Below are 18143 nucleotides of genomic sequence, written 5' to 3'. Positions count from 1 at the left end.
TCAAAGTTCTTCGTTGGCCCGGTGTCAGCGGGCGTGGCTAATGGAATCTTGTTATTCGCGTGAATCAACACAGCCGTTCAAGGCGTCATCACACGAGAAGGCGAACGGCACGGACCGTTCGCCTTTTTTAAGCGTTAAGCGCCGACTACGATCGGCCTTGCCAGAGGCGGGACGACGGCGCTGACAGGCGCGATGCCGGCTTCGAACTCATGGCGGAAGTATTTGATTGCGCTGCCCAACGGCTCCACGGCACCCGGTGCGTGAGCACAGAAGGTCTTGCCTGGGCCGAGGAAACCGACCAGACCCAGCAGGGTCTCGATGTCGCCTGGCTGGCCTTCGCCGTTCTCGATGGCCATCAGCAGCTTGACGCTCCATGGCAGGCCATCGCGGCAAGGGGTGCAGAAGCCGCAGGATTCGCGGGCGAAGAACTGCTCCATGTTACGCAGCAGGGAAACCATGTTGACGCTGTCATCCACCGCCATGGCCAGGCCGGTACCCATACGGGTGCCCACTTTGGCGATGCCGCCGGCGTACATTTGTGCGTCCAGGTGTTCAGGCAACAGGAAGCCGGTACCGGCGCCGCCTGGCTGCCAGGCCTTGAGCTTGTAACCGTCGCGCATGCCGCCGGCGTAGTCTTCGAACAACTCGCGACCGGTGACGCCGAATGGCAATTCCCACAGGCCCGGGTTCTTGACCTTGCCGGAGAAGCCCATGAGCTTGGTGCCCATGTCTTCACTGCCTTCGCGAGCCAACGATTTGTACCAGTCCACGCCATCGGCAATGATCGCCGGGACGTTGCACAGGGTTTCAACGTTGTTCACGCAAGTCGGCTTGCCCCACACGCCAACGGCGGCAGGGAAGGGCGGCTTGGAGCGCGGGTTGGCGCGGCGGCCTTCGAGGGAGTTGATCAGTGCGGTTTCTTCACCGCAGATGTAACGCCCGGCGCCGGTGTGGACGAACAGCTCGAAATCGAAGCCGCTGCCCAGGATGTTCTTGCCCAAAAGGCCAGCTGCCTTGGCTTCTTCCACGGCACGGTTGAGGTGCTTGGCGGCGGTGGTGTATTCGCCACGCAGGAAGATGTAGCCACGGTAGGTTTTCAGCGCGCGGGCACTGATCAGCATGCCTTCGATCAGCAGATGGGGCAGTTGCTCCATCAGCATGCGGTCTTTCCAGGTGTTCGGCTCCATTTCATCCGCGTTGCACAGCAGGTAGCGGATGTTGATGGATTCGTCTTTCGGCATCAGGCCCCACTTCACGCCCGTGGGGAAGCCTGCACCGCCGCGACCTTTCAGGCCGGCGTCTTTCACGGTCTGGACGATGTCGTCCTGAGCCATGTCGGCGAAGGCTTTGCGCGCAGCCGCGTAACCGTTCTTGGCCTGGTACTCGTCGAGCCAGACAGCTTCGCCGTCGTCACGCAGACGCCAGGTCAGCGGGTGAGTCTCGGCCGAACGCTTGATGCGGTTGGCAGGACCGAAGGAAGTCAGGGTCATACGTAGCCCTCGAGCAATTTGGCAACGCCGGCAGGCTGCACATCACCGAAAGTGTCGTCGTCGATCATCAACGCCGGCGCCTTGTCGCAGTTGCCGAGGCAGCAGACCGGCAGCAGGGTGAAACGACCGTCGGCGGTGGTCTGGCCCAGGCCGATGCCGAGTTTGCTCTGGATCTCGCTGACTACCGATTCATGGCCGCCGATGTAGCAGACCATGCTGTCGCAGACGCGAATGATGTGGCGACCGACTGGCTGACGGAAGATCTGGCTATAGAAAGTCGCCACGCCTTCAACGTCGCTCGCCGGGATGCCGAGGATCTCGCCGATCGCGTACAGGGCGCCGTCAGGCACCCAGCCACGTTCCTTCTGGACGATCTTCAGGGCTTCGATCGACGCCGCGCGCGGGTCTTCGTAGTGATGCAGCTCGTGCTCGATGGCCGAGCGCTCGGTTTCACTCAAGGTGAAACGGTCTGTCTGGATAAGCGTGCTGTTCATGCTTAGCGGTCCACGTCGGCCATAACGAAATCGATACTACCCAGGTACGCAATCAAGTCCGCGACCATGCTGCCTTTGATCACCGAAGGGATCTGCTGCAGGTGCGGGAAGCTTGGGGTGCGAATCCGGGTGCGGTAGCTCATGGTGCCGCCATCGCTCGTCAGGTAATAACTGTTGATGCCCTTGGTCGCTTCGATCATCTGGAAGGATTCGTTGGCCGGCATGACCGGGCCCCACGAAACTTGCAGGAAGTGCGTGATCAGGGTCTCGATGTGCTGCAGCGTGCGCTCTTTCGGCGGCGGCGTGGTCAGCGGGTGATCCGCCTTGTACGGGCCTTCCGGCATGTTGCGCATGCACTGGTCGATGATCTTGATGCTCTGGCGCATTTCTTCGACGCGCACGATGCAACGGTCGTAGGCATCGCCATTGGCGGCCAGCGGCACTTCGAATTCGAAGTTCTCGTAGCCCGAGTATGGACGCGCTTTACGCAGGTCGAAGTCGCAACCGGTCGAACGCAGGCCTGCACCGGTGACGCCCCATTCGAGGGCCTCTTTGGTGTTGTAGGCAGCGACGCCGATGGTCCGGCCACGCAGGATGCTGTTGTCCAGGGCGGCTTTCTGGTATTCGTCCAGACGCTTTGGCATCCACTCGACGAAGTCTTTCACCAGCTTTTCCCAGCCGCGCGGCAGGTCGTGGGCGACGCCACCGATGCGGTACCAGGCCGGGTGCAGACGGAAGCCGGTAATGGCTTCGATCACCGTGTACGCCTTCTGGCGGTCGGTGAAGGTGAAGAACACCGGGGTCATGGCGCCGACGTCCTGGATGTAGGTACCCAGGAACAGCAGGTGGCTGGTGATCCGGAAGAACTCGGCCATCATGATGCGGATGACGTCGACCTTCTCGGGCACCTTGATGCCGGCCAGCTTCTCGACCGAGAGCACGTACGGCAGGTTGTTCATCACGCCGCCGAGGTAGTCGATACGGTCGGTGTACGGGATGAAACTGTGCCAGGACTGACGCTCGGCCATCTTCTCGGCACCACGGTGGTGGTAGCCGACGTCCGGTACGCAGTCGACGATCTCTTCACCGTCCAGCTGCAGGATGATGCGGAACGCACCGTGCGCGGAAGGGTGGTTGGGACCAAGGTTGAGGAACATGTAGTCCTCGTTCGCACCGGAACGCTTCATGCCCCAGTCTTCAGGCTTGAAGCGCGCGGCTTCTTCCTCAAGCTGTTGCTTGGCCAGGTTCAGGGTGAACGGGTCGAACTCGGTGGCACGGGCCGGGAAGTCCTTGCGCAGCGGGTGACCTTCCCAGGTCGGCGGCATCATGATGCGGGTCAGGTGCGGGTGGCCGGCAAAGTCGATGCCGTACATGTCCCACACTTCACGCTCGTACCAGTTGGCGTTCGGCCAGATCCCGGTGACGGTCGGCACGCTGAGGTCGCTCTCGGACAAGGCGACCTTGATCATCACGTCACTATTACGTTCGATCGACATCAGGTGATAGAACACGGTGAAGTCGGCGCCGCTTGGCAGCCCTTGACGCTTGGTGCGCAGACGCTCGTCCACGCCGTGCAGGTCATAGAGCATGACGTACGGCTTGGGCAGGTTGCGCAGGAAGGTCATCACTTCGACGAGTTTGGCACGGGCAACCCAAAGCACCGGCATGCCGGTGCGGGTAGGCTGGGCGGTGAACGCCTCGGGGCCAAAACGGTTATTCAGTTCGACGACCACATCCTGGTCGTCTGCCTTGTAAGGCGGGATGTACAGAGCACTGCCTGTAGTCATGGTTATTTATCGCTTTCGGTCAACGTAAAGAATGAAGCCAGTGTCTCGTTCTATATAAGAAGCAGATCTGGATCAGACTTCGTCGGGGCTGCGCAGGTTGGTGACTGCGATTCGCTGTTCGCGGCGCTTGTCCTTCTCGGAAGGCATCTCGGCGCGATACACGCCTTGATCGCCAACGACCCAGGAAAGCGGACGACGCTCCTGTCCAATCGACTCCTGCAAGAGCATCAAGCCTTGCAGAAAAGCTTCAGGACGAGGCGGGCAGCCAGGCACGTAGACGTCCACGGGCAGGAACTTGTCCACCCCTTGAACGACTGAGTAGATGTCGTACATGCCACCGGAGTTGGCGCACGAACCCATGGAGATGACCCATTTAGGTTCGAGCATTTGCTCGTAGAGACGCTGAATGATCGGCGCCATCTTGATGAAGCAGGTACCGGCGATAACCATGAAATCCGCCTGACGCGGCGATGCCCGGATAACCTCCGCGCCAAAGCGCGCGATGTCGTGGGGCGCCGTGAAGGCGGTGGTCATTTCCACGTAGCAGCACGAAAGGCCGAAGTTATACGGCCACAGGGAGTTCTTGCGCCCCCAGTTGATCGTGCCGTTAAGCACGTCTTCGAGCTTGCCCATGAAGATGTTTTTGTGGACTTGATCTTCTAACGGATCGGAAACGGTTTCCCGTTCGCCAATCGGATACTGCTCGTTAGGAGCATCGGGGTCGATCCTGGTGAGATTGTATTGCATTGCCAAAGCCTCATTGTTTCAGCTTCGCTTGCCGCTTACGACGAGCTTCCGGAGCCCAGTCAAGGGCGCCCACTCGGAATAGGTAGACAAGGCCTGCCAACAGAATTGCTATGAAAACGAGAGCTTCGACGAATCCGGTCCAGCCGCTTTCGCGGACGGACACAGACCAGGCAAAGAGAAAAAGGGCTTCGATATCGAAGATCACGAAGAGCATCGCGACCAGATAGAATTTGGCTGAGAGCCGTAAGCGGGCGCCACCTGTAGGTAGCATGCCGGACTCGAACGGTTCGTTTTTGCTGCGGCCCCAGGCTTTTGACCCGAGGAGGCTGGAGACGCCGAGCATGAAGGCGCAAAGGCCGACGACGCCCAGAAGGAAAATGGCAAAGCCCCAGTTGTGGGCCATGAGTCCTGTCGCTTCGGGCATGCTGGTAATCCTTAACAGAGAGCAAAGGTCTCTGAGCTTGAAAAAGAAACAAAGCAGTGACGATATGTCGCAGCAATCAATCCCGCTGATTTTATGGCACAACACCGTGCAAGTAAAATTCCTATAGCGAAATTATTTATAGGAATAAGGACATAGCGCACCTCCAAAGTCCCGCAGCCCATGCGTTGCGGGCATTAGCAGGCTTTTCATCAATTATGTTTTGTAGGGAATGTAACGAACATAGTTTGAGCTAAATGATAATCAATATTGTTTGAAGCGGTTTTCAAACTGTTTAACGGGTAGGTGGGTGGAAAGTTGTCTTATATGCGCGTTACTGCAAGTAGCGGGCGGCACCGTTTTACCCTGTTTTTCTGATCGTGAAACTGCGCTGGATCAAGGATTTTTCCTGAATCACCACCGTCCCCACCCTCTGTAGGAGCGAGGCTTGCCCGCGAAGAACGATGACGCGGTATGCCAGAAGCACGGCGGCGCATTCTTCGCGGGCAAGTCGGATCGCCGCACCGCTCGCTCCTACAGGGGCCGTATCGTGTAAAAAATGAACGCAAAAAAAACGCCCCGAACCAGTCGGGGCGTCAGATGTGCGGCGTTGCGGTTAGCTTTTTATTCGGTCCGCAACGGCCGTTCGTTCAGGCGAAGCAGATCAGTGGAACTGTTCTTCTTCAGTCGAACCGGTCAGTGCGGTAACCGACGAAGAGCCGCCCTGGATCACGGTGGTCATGTCGTCGAAGTAGCCGGTGCCCACTTCCTGCTGGTGAGCCACGAAGGTGTAACCCTTGGCGGCGTCGGCGAATTCCTGCTCTTGCAGCTTCACGTAGGCAGTCATGTCGTTGCGGGCGTAGTCGTGCGCCAGGTTGAACATGCTGTGCCACATGTTGTGAATGCCGGCCAGGGTGATGAACTGGTGCTTGTAACCCATGGCGGACAGTTCGCGCTGGAACTTGGCGATGGTCGCGTCGTCCAGGTTTTTCTTCCAGTTGAAGGAAGGCGAGCAGTTGTACGACAGCAGTTGGTCCGGGTATTCCTTCTTGATCGCTTCAGCGAAGCGACGGGCTTCGTCCAGGTCCGGCTTGGCGGTTTCGCACCAGATCAGGTCGGCGTACGGAGCGTAAGCCAGGCCGCGAGCGATTGCCTGGTCCAGGCCAGCGCGCACTTTGTAGAAGCCTTCCTGGGTACGTTCGCCAGTCACGAATGGCTGGTCGTACGGGTCGCAGTCGGAAGTCAGCAGGTCAGCCGCGTTAGCGTCGGTACGTGCCAGGATGATGGTCGGAGTACCGGCAACGTCAGCCGCCAGACGGGCAGCGGTCAGCTTCTGTACGGCTTCCTGGGTAGGAACCAGTACCTTGCCGCCCATGTGGCCGCATTTTTTCACGGACGCCAGTTGGTCTTCGAAGTGAACGCCGGCGGCGCCTGCTTCGATCATGCTCTTCATCAGCTCGTAGGCGTTCAGTACGCCGCCGAAACCGGCTTCGGCGTCAGCCACGATTGGTGCGAAGTAGTCGATGTAACCTTCGTCGCCCGGGCCCTTGCCGGCTTTCCACTGGATCTGGTCGGCACGACGGAACGAGTTGTTGATGCGCTTGACCACGGTTGGAACCGAGTCCACCGGGTACAGCGACTGGTCCGGGTACATCGATTCGGCGGAGTTGTTGTCCGCAGCAACCTGCCAGCCCGACAGGTAGATCGCCTGGATACCGGCTTTGACTTGTTGTACAGCCTGGCCGCCGGTCAGGGCGCCCATGCAGTTGACGAAATCTTTCTCAGGACGGAAGGACGGCTTGGCGCCCTGGGTGACCAGGTTCCAGAGCTTCTCGGCGCCGAGTTTTGCAAAGGTGTGCTCAGGTTGAACCGAGCCACGCAGGCGGACGACGTCAGCAGCGGAGTAAGCGCGTGTCACGCCTTTCCAGCGTGGGTTTTCAGCCCAGTCTTTTTCGAGGGCTGCAATTTGCTGTTCGCGTGTCAGTGCCATGGAGATAAACCTCGTCGCGTCTTTTACGGAAAGTTGTTCTGCGGTGGAAAATTCATGCGCTCGCAGACCAGAAGCTTAGGCGGTCAAGTCGAATTCGGCGGGGTTGGCGACGGGATGAACGATGGGCTCGAGGGGAAGTGAGCAGGTAAGGGCGGACTGGCGAGCGCATTCGGGCGTCGTGGGCCTTTATACGAACTTCAGTGTGATGCCGGGTTACCTAAATACGCTTCCGTCCCTCGGGACAACTTCGTTCCAGTCGGCAACCTCGTCAAACACACCTTGTGGGCGGTACAGACACGAAACGGCTCGCGGGGTAGGTGCGAGCATCGCCTCGAAGGCCCTTGCCAGGGCCCCTGATTAGCGGGAGCGAGGCCATCATGCCTTCGCTTTTTTGGCTCGTCAAACGTTTTGTAGTGCTTTTTTTATGGCACTACATCTTTGGTCTAATACGACTAATCAGTCAGTTTTTGGTGGTTTAGTCCAAAGTATCGACTTTCACCCGCAGGGTCATGTCATCCCGGCCCTGAGTCGAGTAGCTGCGGGTCATGCCCTGTTTGTCGGCCTGAGTCTGGTGATTCACGCCAGCGAGGGTGATCCATTCGCCGAGGCGGCCGGTGACGGTTGTGTCGGTGCTTTGCACGTTCACTACATCGGGACGTTCCTGGCTCATGCGGTCACGGTTGGTACTGATCGACAGGTGAACGATGTCGCCGGTGATGCTGGCGGTGACATAGAAACCCTGGGTGACGTTGCGGTATTCGGTCTGGCTGCGGGGATCGCCATACGAATCGATCTGCGTGCTGGTCAGTGGCACGCTCTGGCCGACCTGGATCAGCGCCGGTGTGCCTTCGCTGGCCTGGACTTGCTGAATGCCGCCGTCACGGCTTTCGGTGCTGCGATTGATGATTCGGGTCTGGCTGGGTTTGGCGCCGTTCACCGAGTAACCCTGATCGCCCTGGAAGTTGTTTTCGTTGGTGTCGACGGTGATCAGCAGGCGCTTGGGCTGAGTGTCGAGTTGGGCGATAAGCGCTTTAAGTTCGTCGATCTTGCGTTGATCGGCATTGACGATCAGTTGGTTGCCATAGGCGCTGACCTGGCCGTCCTTGCCGATAAAGTCCTGCGCCATCGGCAGCATGTCGGCGCTGGTGTGGTAGTTCAACGGCACGATCTCGGTGGCTGCCATGACCGAAAAACTGCAGGTCAGCAGCAGCGTGGTGAGCAGGGTGCGTAGGGACATATCCGTTATCTCCGGCCTTGAAGTTTGTGCGTAGGAGCCAGCTTGCTGGCGATGGTCGTCAACGATGACGCTGGAAGCCTGATATCCCGCGGCGCTCTCACGACCATCGCGACCAGGCTCGCTCCTACAGGTCTTGAGTTTGCCAGTTTGTCGGCCCGGCGTGGGGCAAGTTGAATCGTAGACAGCAAAACGCCCCGGCATCCGAAGATGGCGGGGCGTTTTGTGGGGTGCTTTCGGGCCTCTTCGCGGGCAAGCCTCGCTCCTACAAGGGATCACGCTGTACCTGTAGGAGCGAAGCTTGCTCGCGAAGGCCGCGCCACGGTTTTAAGCCGAGTGCCGCACCATGTCCACATGCGGAATCCCGGCTTCCAGGAACTCCTCACTGACCAGGCTGAAGCCCAGGCGCTCATAGAACGCCGTCGCCTGCACCTGCGCGCTCAGCATCTGCTGCTTCAGCCCGCGCTTCTCGGCTTCACCGATCACCGCTTGCATCAGCGCATCGCCAACCTTCAAACCGCGCCAGTCTTTCAGCACCGAAACCCGGCCAACATGCCCGTCGGGCAGCAAGCGTGCGGTGCCAATCGGAAAGTCACCTTCGAAGGCCAGGAAATGCACTGCTGTCGCGTCATCTGCATCCCATTCCAGCTCGGGCGGAACGGATTGCTCGGCGATGAACACCGTCTCACGAATGCGCCGGATCTCGGCGTTATCCTTTTGCCAGTCTGCGACACGTACGTGAATTTTATTCATCGGCAAACCCCAGGCTTCCTTGCTTGATCAGTTCGCAAATCAAGCCGCGACCGTCTTCGTCGCTCAGCCATTCGCCGAGGTTGTCGATGTGCAGCGCATCGGCGGCACAGATCAACTTCAGCAGATCGCGCAGTTTGCCCGGCAGATAACGGCTCTGACCGCTGGCGAACAGCAGCAGGTCGTCATCGACTTCGGACCAGGCCATGCGGGCGCTCGGGTTGCGGATCAGTACGGCGCCTTGCTCCAGGCTGGCAAGCAGGTCGTCTTCTTCGATTTCTTCAGGGCCGACCACCAGTTCCGGGTAGCGCGGTTCAGTCATGAACTGGCCGAACCAGGTCAGCAGCAGGCGTTCGTCGCTCATGTGCTCAGCCAGAAGGGCTTTCAGGCGATCGAGGGCGTCGTGCTGGATCTGATGCGGATCAACTGCCGGCAGGGCATCGGCGTCGGTGTAACGCTCTTCGTCAGTCAGGAACTGGCTGAGGAAGTCGGTGAAGTGGGTCAGCACTTCAGCGGCGCTCGGTGCGCGGAAACCTACGGAGTAGGTCAGGCAGTTATCGACGGCCACGCCGCAGTGGGCCAGGCGTGGCGGCAGGTAGAGCATGTCGCCCGGTTCCAGGACCCACTCATCGGTGGCTTCGAAATCAGCCAGGATGCGCAGGTCCGCGTGTTGCAGCAGCGGGCTGTCGGAGTTGCACATCTGGCCGATTTTCCAGTTGCGCTTGCCGTGGCCTTGCAGCAGGAACACGTCGTAGTTGTCGAAGTGCGGACCGACGCTGCCACCCGGCGCGGCAAAGCTGATCATCACGTCGTCGATGCGCCAGCTCGGCAGGAAGCGGAACTGCTCCAGCAGTTCGCTGACTTCTGGCACGAACTGGTCAACCGCTTGCACCAGCAGGGTCCATTCGGTTTCCGGCAGCTTGCTGAATTCGTCTTCGGCGAACGGGCCGCGGCGCAATTCCCAAGGACGCTCGCCGTGCTCGATGATCAGGCGCGATTCAACTTCTTCTTCCAGCGCCAGGCCAGCCAGTTCGTCGGCGTCGATCGGGCTTTCGAAATCAGGGATCGCCTGACGGATCAGCAGGGGTTTTTTCTGCCAGTAGTCACGCAGGAATTCGCGCGCCGTGATGCCGCCCAGAAGTTGAAGAGGAATGTCAGGATTCATGTGTAACCTATTGAAAAAAAGCACTTTTCAGACGGGAATAAAAACGCCCGGCGCTGCCGGGCGTCTCAAACGGGTAAAGCGGTCGATCAGATGCGCTTGGCTTGCTCTACAGCGTTGCCGATGTAGTTCGCCGGGGTGAGCAGTTTCAGCTCGGCCTTGGCGGCGGCAGGCATGTCCAGCCCGTCGATGAAAGTTTGCAGTGCTTCAGGGCTGATGCCCTTGCCACGGGTCAACTCTTTCAGCTTCTCGTACGGGTTTTCGATGTTGTAGCGACGCATCACGGTCTGGATCGGCTCGGCCAGGACTTCCCAGCAAGCATCGAGGTCAGCAGCGATTTTCTGAGCGTTGAGCTCCAGTTTGCTGATGCCTTTGAGGCTGGCTTCGTACGCGATCACGCTGTGGGCGAAGCCGACACCGAGGTTGCGCAGTACGGTGGAGTCGGTCAGGTCGCGCTGCCAGCGGGAGATCGGCAGTTTGCTCGCCAGGTGCTGGAACAGTGCGTTGGCGATGCCCAGGTTGCCTTCGGAGTTTTCGAAGTCGATCGGGTTGACCTTGTGCGGCATGGTCGACGAACCGATTTCGCCAGCGATGGTACGCTGTTTGAAATAACCCAGGGAGATGTAGCCCCAGATGTCGCGGTCGAAGTCGATCAGGATGGTGTTGAAGCGCGCGATCGCGTCGAACAGCTCGGCGATGTAGTCGTGCGGTTCGATCTGCGTGGTGTACGGGTTGAAGCCCAGGCCCAGCTCGTCTTCGATGAAGGCGCGGGCGTTGGCTTCCCAGTCGATCTCAGGGTAGGCCGACAGGTGAGCGTTGTAGTTGCCGACAGCGCCGTTGATCTTGCCCAGCAGCGGAACGGCAGCGACTTGAGCGATCTGACGCTCCAGACGGTAAACCACGTTTGCCAGTTCTTTGCCCAGGGTGGTCGGCGAGGCCGGTTGACCGTGGGTGCGCGACAGCATCGGCACGTCAGCGAAACGGATGGCCAGTTCGCGGATGGCTTCGGCAGTCTGGCGCATCAGTGGCAGCATGACGTCATCACGGCCTTCGCGCAGCATCAGGGCGTGGGACAGGTTGTTGATGTCCTCGCTGGTGCAGGCAAAGTGGATGAATTCGCTGACAGCCGCCAGTTCCGGCAGCTTGGCCGCTTGCTCTTTGAGCAGGTATTCGATGGCTTTGACGTCGTGGTTGGTGGTGCGCTCGATCTCTTTGACACGCTCGGCGTGCTCCAGAGAGAAGTTTTCCGCCAGGGTGTTCAGCACAGCGTTGGCTTCGGCGGAGAACGCCGGCACTTCGCTGATGGCAGGGTGAGCGGCGAGGCGCTGGAGCCAGCGCACTTCAACCAGCACGCGAGCACGGATCAGGCCGTATTCGCTGAAAATTGGGCGCAGGGCCTGGGTTTTGCCGGCGTAGCGGCCGTCAACAGGGGAAACCGCAGTGAGCGAAGAAAGCTGCATGGGGTGTTCTCGGACAGTCGGGCAACGAAATGGGGCGCGTATCATACATGAAAAAATCCGCCGGTCCGTTGCCAACTGACCAGCGTATTACGCGTTACTGACTACAAAACGGTGTTGCGGGCGCGGTTCAGCTGCTGCGCATCAGCGGGTAAAGCTCTTTCAGCAATTTGCGGCGGCTGACGACCAACTGCCAGCGATGACCGCCCAACTGCCGCCACAGGCGCGCCGAACGAATCCCGGCCAGCAACAGCGCGCGGATCTTCGAAGCGTTGCTCGGCTGCTGCAGGTTGCGCATGTCGCCGTGAACCTGAATCCGTTGGCGCAAGGTGCTCAGGGTGTCCTGGTACAGCGCGCCGCAGGCGGCGATCACATTTTCGTGCGCCGGGCCGAAGTGTTCGACCTGGGACTGAATCTGCGGCAGACGTTTGCCGATCACCTCGAGCATGTCGCCGCGCTTGGCCAGTTGCCGTTCCAGCCCGAGCATTGCCAGGGCGTAGCGCAGCGGTTCGCGCTGCAGGGTGCTCGGGTCACGTTCAAGGGCGCCGATCAGTGCGCGATAACCTTCGCGCAGATTGATGTCGTCGCCGCCGTAGACTTCCAGCGTGTCCTTGGGGTCGCGAATCAGCAGGCTGCCAAGCATGCACGTCAGGCCGGCTTCGCTGGTCTGGCCGGTCTTGGCGATCTTGTCGACAAGGACGGCGGCGAGAAACACGCCGCCCAGCGCCGTCAGTTGCTCCTGAGTGGGGCTCATTGCTGCTCGCCTTGAAGGGTGCCTTTGCTGGTCCACGGTTCCGCCACTTCAATCACGCCGCCGCCGAGGCAGATTTCGCCGTCGTAGAACACCACGGACTGACCCGGAGTGACCGCGCGTTGCGGCTCATCGAAGGTCGCGCGGTAGCCGGTGGCGGTTTTCTCCAGCGTGCACGACTGGTCGCTCTGGCGATATCGCACTTTGGCGGTCAGCTTGCGCGGCTCGCTCAGGTCGATCGGGTTGACCCAATAGATGTCCGAGGCGAGCAGGGCGCGGGAGAACAGGTAAGGGTGGTCATTGCCCTGGCCAACGATCAGTTCGTTGTGCTCCAGGTCCTTGATCAGCACGTACCACGGCTCGTCGCTGGCGTCTTTCAAGCCGCCGATGCCCAGGCCCTGACGCTGGCCGATGGTGTGGTACATCAAGCCGTGGTGGCGGCCGATGACTTCACCTTCGGTGGTTTTGATTTCGCCTGGCTGCGCCGGCAGGTATTGCTTGAGGAAGTCGCTGAAGCGGCGTTCGCCGATAAAGCAGATTCCGGTGGAATCCTTTTTCTTCGCGGTGGCGAGTTCGTATTTCTCGGCAATCGCCCGCACTTGTGGTTTTTCCAGCTCGCCGACCGGGAACAGGGTCTTGGCGATCTGTTCGCCGCCGACGGCGTGCAGGAAGTAGCTCTGGTCCTTGTTCGGGTCCAGGCCCTTGAGCAGTTCGGTGCGGCCGTCGATGTCGCGGCGGCGCACGTAGTGGCCGGTGGCAATCAGGTCGGCACCGAGCACCATGGCGTAGTCGAGGAACGCCTTGAACTTGATTTCGCGGTTGCACAGGATGTCCGGGTTCGGCGTGCGACCAGCCTTGTATTCGGCCAGGAAGTGCTCGAACACGTTGTCCCAGTACTCGGCGGCGAAGTTGGCGGTGTGCAGCTTGATGCCAATTTTGTCGCACACGGCCTGGGCGTCCGCCAGGTCGTCCATGGCGGTGCAGTATTCCGTTCCATCGTCTTCTTCCCAGTTCTTCATGAACAGGCCTTCCACCTCATAACCCTGCTCGATCAGCAGGAGGGCGGAAACGGAAGAGTCCACGCCGCCGGACATGCCGACAATGACGCGCTTCTTTTGTGTGTCAGAAGGGGCTGGATCACGCATAGGGATTCAATGAGTGTCTTGAAAAAGGACGCGATTCTAGCAGGCCGCAGCCCACAAGGCTAAAGAGAAGGGCGGATCAGTTCGAGGCCGAAGTGTTTACCGTCCAGATAATCATCGATACAACGGATGATCAGCTCACTGCGCCAGTTTGCGCGTTGTGCCAGCAGTTCGTCACGCGTCAGCCATTTTGCGCCGACGATGCCGTCATCCAGCTGATAGTCAGGGTGGTGCTTGAGCGCTTTTGCGATGAAGCAGACTCGCTGATACGTCACGCCGTTGCTGGGCGCGGTGTAGAGGTAAATGCCCACCACGCCGGTCGCCTCGACGTCCCAGCCGGTTTCTTCGAGGGTTTCGCGTACGGCGGCTTCGGTCAGGGTTTCGTTCGGGTCGAGGTGGCCGGCGGGCTGGTTGAGTACCGTCCGTCCGTGCTTGGTTTCTTCGACTATCAGGAAGCGACCATTGTCTTCGACGATGGTGGCGACGGTGATGTGGGGTTTCCAGTCCATAAAGCTTCCTCAATTTCCAATTGAAATACGGACCCTGTAGGAGCCGGCTTGCTGGCGATTGCGTTTTATCATTCAACATTTTGTTGGCTGATACTCCGCGATCGCCAGCAAGCCGGCTCCTACAGGGATTGTGTTCGGCAGATAGATTGTAGAAACCACAAACAGAAACCCCGGCACTGGGCCGGGGCTTCTTTTTGCATCCTTACAACCTTAAACCAGCGCAGCGATAGCCGCGTTGAAGGTTGCGCTAGGGCGCATGGCCTTGCTGATCAGCTCGGCATTGGCGTGGTAGTAACCGCCGATGTCCACTGGCTTGCCCTGAACGGCGTTGAGCTCGGCAACGATGGTCGCCTCGTTCTCGGTCAGGGTTTTTGCCAGCTCGCCGAACTGCGCTTGCAGTGCAGCGTCTTCAGTCTGGGCGGCCAGGGCCTGAGCCCAGTACAGCGCCAGGTAGAAGTGGCTGCCGCGGTTGTCGATGTTGCCGACTTTGCGCGATGGCGACTTGTTGTTGTCCAGGAACTGGCCGGTGGCCTGGTCTAGGGTCTTGGCCAGAACCAGCGCCTTAGGGTTGTTGTAAGTAACGCCCAGGTGCTCAAGGGAAGCGGCCAGAGCGAGGAACTCGCCCAGGGAATCCCAGCGCAGGAAGTTCTCTTCCAGCAGTTGCTGAACGTGCTTCGGTGCGGAGCCGCCGGCGCCGGTTTCGAACAGACCGCCGCCGTTCATCAGCGGAACGATCGACAGCATCTTGGCGCTGGTGCCCAGTTCCATGATCGGGAACAGGTCGGTCAGGTAGTCGCGCAGTACGTTGCCGGTCACCGAGATGGTGTCCTTGCCTTCGCGGGTGCGGCCCAGGGTGAAGGCCATCGCGTCGACTGGCGACATGATGCGGATGTCCAGGCCGGAGGTGTCGTGATCCTTCAGGTAAGCCTGAACTTTCTCGATCACTACGCCGTCGTGAGCGCGCATTGGGTCCAGCCAGAAAATCGCCGGGGTGCTGCTTGCGCGAGCACGGTTGACGGCCAGTTTGACCCAGTCCTGGATCGGCGCGTCTTTGGTCTGGCACATACGGAAGATGTCGCCGGCTTCAACCGACTGCTCCAGCAACAAGGCGCCTTTGCTGTCCGTCACGCGGACAACGCCGTTGGTCTTGATCTGGAAAGTCTTGTCGTGCGAGCCGTACTCTTCGGCTTTTTTCGCCATCAGGCCAACGTTTGGCACGCTGCCCATGGTGGTCGGATCGAAAGCGCCGTGCAGCTTGCAGTCTTCGATAACGGCCTGGTAGATGGTGGCGTAGCAGCGATCCGGGATCACAGCCTTGGTGTCGTGCAGCTGACCGTCAGTGCCCCACATTTTGCCGGAGTCACGGATCATCGCCGGCATCGAGGCGTCGACGATCACGTCGCTCGGCACGTGCAGGTTGGTGATGCCTTTGTCGGAGTTGACCATGGCCAACGACGGACGAACGGCGTAGACCGCCTGGATGTCCGCTTCGATCTGCGCTTGTTGCTCGGCAGGCAAAGCCTTGATGCGAGCGTACAGGTCGCCGATGCCGTTGTTCAGGTTGAAGCCGATCTGTGCCAGCACGTCAGCGTGCTTGGCCAGTGCGTCTTTATAGAACTCGGCAACGATCTGGCCGAACATGATCGGGTCGGAGACCTTCATCATGGTGGCTTTCAGGTGAACCGACAGCAGCACGCCCTTGGCTTTGGCGTCTTCGATCTCGGCAGCGATGAAGCTGCGCAGAGCGTTTTTGCTCATGACCGCGCAATCGAGGATCTCACCGGCTTGCACGGTGGTCTTTTCTTTCAGGACGGTGGTGGTGCCGTCTTGAGCGATCAGTTCGATTTTGACGGCGTCAGCGGCGTCGATCAGGGCGGCTTTTTCGCTGCCGTAGAAATCGCCGGTGCTCATGTGCGCGACGTGGGACTTGGAGTCCGCAGCCCAGGCGCCCATTTTGTGCGGGTGCTTGCGAGCGTAGTTCTTGACCGACAGCGGGGCACGACGATCGGAGTTGCCTTCGCGCAGAACCGGGTTCACGGCGCTGCCCTTGATCTTGTCGTAGCGCGACTTGGCTTCTTTGTCGGCGTCGCTGGTCACGGTTTCCGGGTAGTCCGGCAGTGCGAAGCCCTGGGCTTGCAGCTCTTTGATCGCGGCCTGCAGTTGCGGAACCGAAGCACTGATGTTCGGCAGCTTGATGATGTTGGCTTCTGGCGTAACGGCCAGGTCGCCCAGTTCGGCGAGGTGGTCGGCTACGGCTTTGTCACCCAATTGCTCGGGGAAGCTGGCCAGGATGCGCCCTGCAAGAGAGATATCGCGGGTTTCAACGGCGATATCAGCCGAAGCGGTGAACGCTTCTACGATAGGCAACAGTGAATAGGTGGCGAGGGCTGGGGCTTCGTCGGTGAAGGTATAGATGATCTTCGAGCGGGTGGGCATATTCGGATTAACTCTCTCTTCTTTGCTAAAGCGTGCGCAGAAACTCGAGGGGCGCCGGGTAAGCGCGTTCGTTCAAAGTCATCCATGAGCCGAATGTCGAGATTTGTGCGCGGTGATGTTGGGTGCATCAGTCGAGCGTCAAGCGGGTGGACTGCGGTAACAGTCCTGCTTTTTCGGGTCCAAAGTCTCGTGCTAGAGAGGTCGGCCGTCGTGACTCTGTGGTCAGCGGGCGGCATTATACATAGGTAGCTGGCAATCTGCCGATGGTTCATACGTAACGATTGTCGTCCATTGGTCTAAAGGTCGCAGGGGAGTGCAGGGCGTAGAGTCGTTGGCCGTGCTTGAGTTTGGCGCTTTTCCCTTTGCTTTCAGGCTTGTAGAACACGAACTGCGCAGCTTTGCAGTCGATGGGCAGAACATAGGGTTTGCGCGCCGATTTAACTGGGGTACGCTCGGACGAAGCCAGATGTTCAATCCAAACAATGGAGTTCAGCATGGGATACAAGAAGATTCAGGTTCCAGCAGTCGGCGACAAAATCACCGTCAACGCGGACCATTCTCTCAATGTTCCTAACAACCCGATCATCCCCTTCATCGAAGGCGATGGTATTGGCGTTGATATCAGCCCGGTCATGATCAAGGTTGTCGATGCTGCTGTTAAGAAGGCTTACGGCGGCGAGCGCAAAATTTCCTGGATGGAAGTCTACGCCGGGGAGAAAGCGACTCAGGTTTACGATCAGGACACCTGGCTGCCTCAGGAAACCCTGGACGCAGTCAAGGATTACGTGGTTTCCATCAAGGGCCCTCTGACCACGCCGGTCGGCGGCGGCATTCGTTCCCTGAACGTGGCCCTGCGTCAGCAACTCGACCTGTACGTTTGCCTGCGCCCGGTGCGCTGGTTCGAAGGCGTGCCTAGCCCGGTCAAGAAGCCAGGCGACGTCGACATGACCATCTTCCGTGAAAACTCGGAAGACATTTATGCCGGTATCGAGTGGAAGGCCGGTTCGCCGGAAGCGACCAAGGTCATCAAGTTCCTCAAAGAAGAAATGGGCGTCACCAAGATCCGTTTCGACGAAAACTGCGGTATCGGCGTCAAGCCGGTGTCCCTGCAAGGCACCAAGCGTCTGGCGCGCAAGGCCCTGCAGTACGTGGTCGACAACGACCGCGACTCGCTGACCATCGTGCACAAAGGCAACATCATGAAGTTCACCGAAGGTGCCTTCAAGGAATGGGCCTACGAAGTGGCGGCTGAAGAGTTCGGCGCGACCCTGCTCGATGGCGGTCCGTGGATGCAGTTCAAGAACCCGAAAACCGGCAAGAACGTCATCGTCAAGGATGCCATCGCCGACGCCATGCTCCAGCAGATCCTGCTGCGCCCGGCCGAGTACGATGTGATCGCGACCCTGAACCTGAACGGCGACTACCTCTCCGACGCCCTGGCGGCGGAAGTGGGCGGTATCGGTATTGCACCGGGTGCCAACCTGTCCGACACCATCGCCATGTTCGAAGCGACCCACGGTACTGCGCCGAAGTACGCCGGCAAGGACCAGGTCAACCCGGGTTCGCTGATTCTTTCCGCCGAGATGATGCTGCGTCACCTGGGCTGGACCGAAGCGGCCGACCTGATCATCAAGGGCACCAACGGCGCGATTTTCGCGAAGACCGTGACCTATGACTTCGAACGTCTGATGGACGGCGCGAAGCTGGTGTCGTCTTCCGGGTTTGGCGATGCACTGATTTCGCACATGTAAGCGAATCGGCACAAAAAAACCG

The 18143-nt window shown here is 59.5% G+C and carries 16 protein-coding genes; 1 reads left to right on the top strand and 15 read right to left on the bottom strand.

What is annotated here, in order from left to right:
* Positions 1–134: 134 nt before the first annotated feature.
* The 15 genes from nuoF to K5R88_RS10375 all read right to left on the bottom strand — a co-directional run bounded on the left by nuoF (position 135) and on the right by K5R88_RS10375 (position 16866).
* Positions 135–1490 (bottom strand): NADH-quinone oxidoreductase subunit NuoF, encoded by a 1356-nt coding sequence (gene nuoF, locus K5R88_RS10445; RefSeq protein WP_008032727.1) that lies wholly within the window; start codon positions 1488–1490, stop codon positions 135–137.
* Positions 1487–1984, bottom strand: a complete 498-nt coding sequence (gene nuoE / locus K5R88_RS10440) for an NADH-quinone oxidoreductase subunit NuoE (RefSeq protein ID WP_008020715.1) — start codon at positions 1982–1984, stop codon at positions 1487–1489. Before nuoE ends, nuoF begins: the two co-directional genes overlap by 4 nt.
* Before the next feature lie 2 nt (positions 1985–1986).
* Positions 1987–3771 carry an NADH-quinone oxidoreductase subunit C/D gene (nuoC, locus tag K5R88_RS10435; RefSeq protein WP_008032726.1) on the bottom strand — a complete coding sequence of 595 codons (1785 nt, stop codon included), beginning with the start codon at positions 3769–3771 and terminating at the stop codon, positions 1987–1989.
* Positions 3772–3843: 72 nt separating this feature from the next.
* Positions 3844–4518, bottom strand: a complete 675-nt coding sequence (locus K5R88_RS10430; protein ID WP_008032725.1) for a NuoB/complex I 20 kDa subunit family protein — start codon at positions 4516–4518, stop codon at positions 3844–3846.
* A gap of 10 nt (positions 4519–4528) precedes the next feature.
* The gene (locus tag K5R88_RS10425; RefSeq protein ID WP_003223812.1) at positions 4529–4942 is read right to left on the bottom strand and encodes an NADH-quinone oxidoreductase subunit A; all 414 of its coding nucleotides are present in this window, start codon (positions 4940–4942) and stop codon (positions 4529–4531) included.
* 661 nt (positions 4943–5603) lie between these two features.
* Complete coding sequence (gene aceA, locus K5R88_RS10420; RefSeq protein ID WP_008032724.1) at positions 5604–6929, bottom strand: isocitrate lyase; 1326 nt, start codon at positions 6927–6929, stop codon at positions 5604–5606.
* 475 nt (positions 6930–7404) lie between these two features.
* Positions 7405–8166 (bottom strand): secretin N-terminal domain-containing protein, encoded by a 762-nt coding sequence (locus K5R88_RS10415; protein WP_223449316.1) that lies wholly within the window; start codon positions 8164–8166, stop codon positions 7405–7407.
* Between the two features lie 324 nt (positions 8167–8490).
* Positions 8491–8916 (bottom strand): GNAT family N-acetyltransferase, encoded by a 426-nt coding sequence (locus K5R88_RS10410; protein WP_017339601.1) that lies wholly within the window; start codon positions 8914–8916, stop codon positions 8491–8493.
* On the bottom strand, positions 8909–10078 hold the full coding sequence (locus K5R88_RS10405) for a ribosomal protein uL16 3-hydroxylase (protein ID WP_223436223.1): 1170 nt from the start codon (positions 10076–10078) through the stop codon (positions 8909–8911). Before K5R88_RS10405 ends, K5R88_RS10410 begins: the two co-directional genes overlap by 8 nt.
* Positions 10079–10164: 86 nt before the next feature.
* Entirely contained in the window at positions 10165–11535 is a 1371-nt protein-coding gene (purB, locus tag K5R88_RS10400; protein ID WP_008032719.1) for an adenylosuccinate lyase, read from the bottom strand.
* Between the two features lie 127 nt (positions 11536–11662).
* Complete coding sequence (hflD, locus tag K5R88_RS10395) at positions 11663–12286, bottom strand: high frequency lysogenization protein HflD (RefSeq protein ID WP_008032717.1); 624 nt, start codon at positions 12284–12286, stop codon at positions 11663–11665.
* Complete coding sequence (mnmA, locus tag K5R88_RS10390; RefSeq protein WP_008041236.1) at positions 12283–13428, bottom strand: tRNA 2-thiouridine(34) synthase MnmA; 1146 nt, start codon at positions 13426–13428, stop codon at positions 12283–12285. The genes hflD and mnmA overlap by 4 nt, the downstream gene beginning before the upstream one ends.
* 59 nt (positions 13429–13487) lie before the next feature.
* Positions 13488–13934: an NUDIX hydrolase gene (locus K5R88_RS10385; protein ID WP_226299923.1), complete on the bottom strand. Its 447-nt coding sequence runs from the start codon at positions 13932–13934 to the stop codon at positions 13488–13490.
* Positions 13935–14144: 210 nt separating this feature from the next.
* The gene (locus tag K5R88_RS10380; protein WP_192419121.1) at positions 14145–16370 is read right to left on the bottom strand and encodes an NADP-dependent isocitrate dehydrogenase; all 2226 of its coding nucleotides are present in this window, start codon (positions 16368–16370) and stop codon (positions 14145–14147) included.
* 268 nt (positions 16371–16638) lie between these two features.
* Positions 16639–16866, bottom strand: a complete 228-nt coding sequence (locus K5R88_RS10375; protein WP_032829130.1) for a hypothetical protein — start codon at positions 16864–16866, stop codon at positions 16639–16641.
* On the opposite strand from K5R88_RS10375, the gene icd reads away from it, so the two are divergent.
* Positions 16865–18121: an NADP-dependent isocitrate dehydrogenase gene (gene icd / locus K5R88_RS10370; protein ID WP_226299922.1), complete on the top strand. Its 1257-nt coding sequence runs from the start codon at positions 16865–16867 to the stop codon at positions 18119–18121. The genes K5R88_RS10375 and icd overlap by 2 nt on opposite strands.
* Positions 18122–18143 lie beyond the last annotated feature (22 nt).

The sequence above is a fragment of the Pseudomonas sp. MM213 genome, from assembly GCF_020423045.1.
GTDB classification, from domain to species: domain Bacteria; phylum Pseudomonadota; class Gammaproteobacteria; order Pseudomonadales; family Pseudomonadaceae; genus Aquipseudomonas; species Aquipseudomonas migulae.
This window is presented reverse-complemented; position numbering and strand designations above follow the sequence as displayed.